The sequence below is a fragment of the Chryseobacterium rhizosphaerae genome, assembly GCF_003385455.1.
Classification (GTDB): domain Bacteria; phylum Bacteroidota; class Bacteroidia; order Flavobacteriales; family Weeksellaceae; genus Chryseobacterium; species Chryseobacterium rhizosphaerae.
Genome location: NZ_QNUF01000062.1, coordinates 1 through 4,355 on the forward strand (window position 1 = coordinate 1; position 4,355 = coordinate 4,355).

A 4,355-nucleotide genomic window follows, 5' to 3' on the forward strand; every position below is an offset into this window, starting at 1 on the left:
GGCTGGAGAGAATATATGCCGGATATTGCCAGATGGAATGGTATAGACCAGTTAGCAGAAAGTTATTATTCTCATTCTCCTTATGCTTATGTGATGAATAATCCGATCAATTTGTTTGATCCCAACGGAATGGTATCCCAAGCATTTATAGATGAACTATTGGACGCTCCTCACGGAACTACGTGGACAAACACAGGAAACGGCTTTACCAATAATTGGGGAGGACAGATGGATTATGACGGAAACCCAACCAATTACAATGGATATAGCAATATGGTTAATGGAGTTGGTAAGAAGAATCCAAATGATGGACCTAGCTTCGAAGTTCCTGAAGTTATTATTAAGGCCAAGGGAGGTATGTCAGGATGGAGTAATCATAAAAATATTGGAGAGAACAGCTTGTTAATGTATAGCAAGTTTACCGGAGTTTTAGGAGAATTTACATTTGATCAAAATAATTCATTGCTTTATGATGCCATAGAGAACACCAAAGTAGGACAGTCGGTATCAGCTGCTGAAAGGTTTCTGTTTTTGGAATTACCTGGTTCTTTTGTGGGAGGTGAACTTTTATCTGCTGGTTGGAGGGCTGCCGGACTAAGTAAAATTATCTGTGGTCCTCTTGGAAGACTTACCACTGGTTTGATAAAGATCTGTTTTACAGAGGGTACACTGGTGGTAGCAGAAAACGGAAATATAAAGATTGAAGACATTAAAGAAGGTGACCTTGTCTGGAGTTACAATGAAGAAACAGGCAAAAAAGAATTAAAAAGAGTGATAGCCTTATCTCGTAATACTTCTTCTTCATTGGTGAGAATTTCTGTAAATGATACAGAAATTAGCTGTACACCAGAACATCCATTTTATGTAAGTAGAAGCTGGATAGAAGCTAAAGACCTTACCAAAGGAATGCCTCTTACTACTTTAGACGGAAAAATTTCTCCTGTAGAATCTATTACATTTTTGGATGAGAAAGTAAAAGTTTATAACTTTGAAGTTGAGGGCAACCATAATTATTATGTTTCTGAGAAAGGAATTTTAGTGCATAATAACTGTGAATGGGCTAACGCAATTACCAATACATTAGAGAATTCGGCTTCAAGGATGACATCACATCTTTCTGAACATTTCTTTGCTGGGGAATTTAATATTGGTGGTAGGCCTTTATCTCAAATGTTTCAAAAAGGCTTATCATATAAAGATGTATTAGAAGAAGCTGCTATGCGTATTGGTAGAGGAGAAGGCACATTTGGTACATCTGCACAAGGAGTAAAAGAAATAATATTAGATTATGGAAGAGTAATAAATCAATCGGGAACAAGTACTCAAGTAAGAATATGGATGAATGAGGCGGGAACAAGTATTAGAAGTCTACATCCATATTTGGGTAGATAATAAATTATTACAATATGAACATGAAAATAAAGAAAAATAAAGAGCTTTTTGGGTTTCAACCCTATGAATTTACAAACTTTTTAGGAGGAGAATCTATAATAAGAGGATATAAATATAAAGATAAATTTATCTGTGATCTATTAGTATATGAGGAAGAAGAAAACTATTATACCTATGAAGATGAAAATGTGATCTTATATAGCCCAACAGAGATTAATGAAAATGGAATGTTTTTCTTTAAATTAAAAAATAAATTTCTAATAACAGAGAATGAGAATTTTCAATTTTATGCAAATTATGAAATTGATAAAGAAGATCTGGATATTATAATGATTGAAGCTATTGCGAAAGAGAGCAATAATAAATATTACTGGACATATTCAACAATGGATTATTTAATTGAGACTACTAATAAAAGATCTCAAGATATATATTTTGACTATTATCCCAATGAAATTGCTTTTGTTTTAAATAGGTTTTTGCTTTTAAAGACTATTACAAAAAGTGATATAATTAATAAGCTTCAATCTTTAAAAACAGAGGAAAATATAATTTCTGGATTTTATAAAGAATAACTCTAGCTGCGCAAAGTTTATAACTTTGAGCTGATATAACAAAACCTCACAAAAAGTGAGGTTTTTACATTTTAAAATGATTGATTTGCATTCTAAAGAGAACTTTAATCCAGAAATGTTTTTGAGTTTATTATTGGGCGTTATGAAATATTTATATTTACCAATACATTGACCAGCTGGGAAATGTAAGGGTTTCTTACGGAAGAAACAGTATTGGAGTTCTTGAGAGTACAGATACCAATGATTATTATCCATTTGGGATGAATCATTTAAAAACCTGGAATTCCTATTTTGCGCAAGGTAGCTATAAAAGCAATAAATACAACGGCAAGGAACTGCAGGAAACCGGAATGTACAGCTATGGCTGGAGAGAATATATGCCGGATATTGCCAGATGGAATGGTATAGACCAGTTAGCAGAAAGTTATTATTCTCATTCTCCTTATGCTTATGTGATGAATAATCCGATCAATTTGTTTGATCCCAACGGAATGGTATCCCAAGCATTTATAGATGAACTATTGGACGCTCCTCACGGAACTACGTGGACAAACACAGGAAATGGCTTTACCAATAATTGGGGAGGACAGATGGATTATGACGGAAACCCAACCAATTACAATGGATATAGCAATATGGTTAATGGAGTTGGTAAGAAGAATCCAAATGATGAGAGTGATGGACCTCATATCGTTGTTCCTAGTATTCCTCTTGTAGGAAAAAAATCCGGTTGGGCAGATCAGTTTAGAAGTCATATGGAGAAGTATGGAAATACAACTTTGATTGATAGTTATTTTGATGGCTTTTTAGGAGGGGCTCAGTCATCTTGGAATTATATTAAAGGACAATTTTACGGTGAAAGTTATTGGGATGGGCTAGCTAATACTTTTACTTTAGGAGCATATGGAACAGTAAAAACGATTAATAGCTTAATAGATGCTACTCGTAACGTTCCTAATTATACAGCAAATGATTACTCATATGCTGCAGGTTACTTAACAGAAAAAGCTGCTGAAGCAATAATATTAAAAGAAGCATCTCAAATAAATCCTTTTGCATTTAGAGGGGGATATGGATTTAAAATTGGAAGAGTAGAGCTTTTATATTCTAATCCAAGTGTTGGTGGGGGTACAATATTTTCATATGTATCTTCAACCAACAAAAAATTTAGATTAGATTATCATGGATTACCATCATTAAATAGAGGTAAAACTTTACATTTTCATACAAATTATTGGGGATATACTAATTCTCCTCATAGAAGTGTAAATCCATTTCGTTGGGGGCAACCTATAAAATAATATAAATGGAAATCAATAATAGTGTTTTAAATAAAGATATAAATCTTCTTTCTATTGAAGATTTTGACTTAGATATATTTGAGGATTTAATTCGTTTAAAAAGAATATATAAATGTTTGTTTTCTGATAGTAATACTCTTTTTTTTGCTTTCCGCAGGGAAGAGAACTTAACTGACAAGAAAGAACTTAAAAAACTTAAAGTTAGGATACTTGAAAGTTTTAAGGACTATGGAGAATATATTATACTTAAAGAACTTGATAGTTCTCGCTTTGATAGTGTTGGTAGAATTAACATAAATGATCATACATATAATTTTCTTTTTGATGTTTGGAAATATTTTTACAGTTGCACTTTTTTTATTCCAACTGAAAAATTTAATTTTTTTGATTATATAACCTTTCAAAAAAAGAATAGGTTTCATGATATAGGGAATGAAAAATTATTAATTAATCACTATGCAAATTTTAGCTGCATAAAGGGGCTAGGTGGAGACAACTTAATTATAAGTTATCGAAATGATTTTAAATTACCAGATTTACCAATTAGGTAATAGCCTAGCTGCGCAAAGTTTATAACTTTGAGCTGCTATACCAAAACTCGATCAACTTTTTAAATTATAAAATATGAATAATACAGAGTTATTGGAAAAATATAAAGATTACACGATCACTAATATTGAAGATTTAATATTAAAAATGAAATTAGAAGATGATTTATCTATGATGCAATCAACAATGTTATTAGTTTTAAAATTTAAATTAAAAATTTCTGAAGCTGATAATTATGTATTAAATTCTAAAGCTTGGTCTGATCGTAAAGAGTCAGTAGAAAAACTTCGGGATAATATTTTTGATAAACTAAAAAATCGACATTAGATAAAAAGAAGTCGACTCAATGAAATGAGACGGCTTCTTTCTTTTTAAAAGTTCACAAATTTGAAGTAGAAGGTAACCTATTATGTTTCTGAGAAAGGGATTTTGGTACATAATATTTGTAATGAAGGGAAAAAATGCCCAGAGACTGAAGTTGCTGAAATAATAGAATATATTTTGAATCTTAATGTAGATAATTATGATAATATTCCAT

5 protein-coding genes are annotated in these 4,355 nt (G+C 31.5%); all 5 read left to right on the plus strand.

The window, feature by feature from the left end:
• Window positions 1-1,392, plus strand: a 1,392-nt coding sequence (locus DRF57_RS23285; RefSeq protein WP_262511490.1) for a polymorphic toxin-type HINT domain-containing protein, incomplete at its 5' end; no start/stop codon positions are given.
• A gap of 20 nt (window positions 1,393-1,412) precedes the next feature.
• A complete protein-coding gene (locus DRF57_RS23290) occupies window positions 1,413-1,967 on the plus strand; it encodes a hypothetical protein (protein ID WP_123863381.1) in 555 nt (184 codons plus the stop codon).
• A 212-nt stretch (window positions 1,968-2,179) separates the two neighbouring features.
• Window positions 2,180-3,268: an RHS repeat-associated core domain-containing protein gene (locus tag DRF57_RS23295; protein WP_262511491.1), complete on the plus strand. Its 1,089-nt coding sequence runs from the start codon at window positions 2,180-2,182 to the stop codon at window positions 3,266-3,268.
• Between the two features lie 5 nt (window positions 3,269-3,273).
• Complete coding sequence (locus DRF57_RS23300) at window positions 3,274-3,819, plus strand: hypothetical protein (RefSeq protein ID WP_115921121.1); 546 nt, start codon at window positions 3,274-3,276, stop codon at window positions 3,817-3,819.
• Window positions 3,820-3,892: 73 nt separating this feature from the next.
• Window positions 3,893-4,144: a hypothetical protein gene (locus DRF57_RS23305; protein ID WP_115921122.1), complete on the plus strand. Its 252-nt coding sequence runs from the start codon at window positions 3,893-3,895 to the stop codon at window positions 4,142-4,144.
• Window positions 4,145-4,355 lie beyond the last annotated feature (211 nt).

Bases quoted from the DNA above. Each gene is read 5' to 3' on its own strand.
- DRF57_RS23290 (WP_123863381.1), top strand. From the start codon at position 1,413: ATGAAAATAAAGAAAAATAAAGAGCTTTTTGGGTTTCAACCCTATGAA.
- DRF57_RS23300 (WP_115921121.1), top strand. From the start codon at position 3,274: ATGGAAATCAATAATAGTGTTTTAAATAAAGATATAAATCTTCTTTCT.
- DRF57_RS23305 (WP_115921122.1), top strand. From the start codon at position 3,893: ATGAATAATACAGAGTTATTGGAAAAATATAAAGATTACACGATCACT.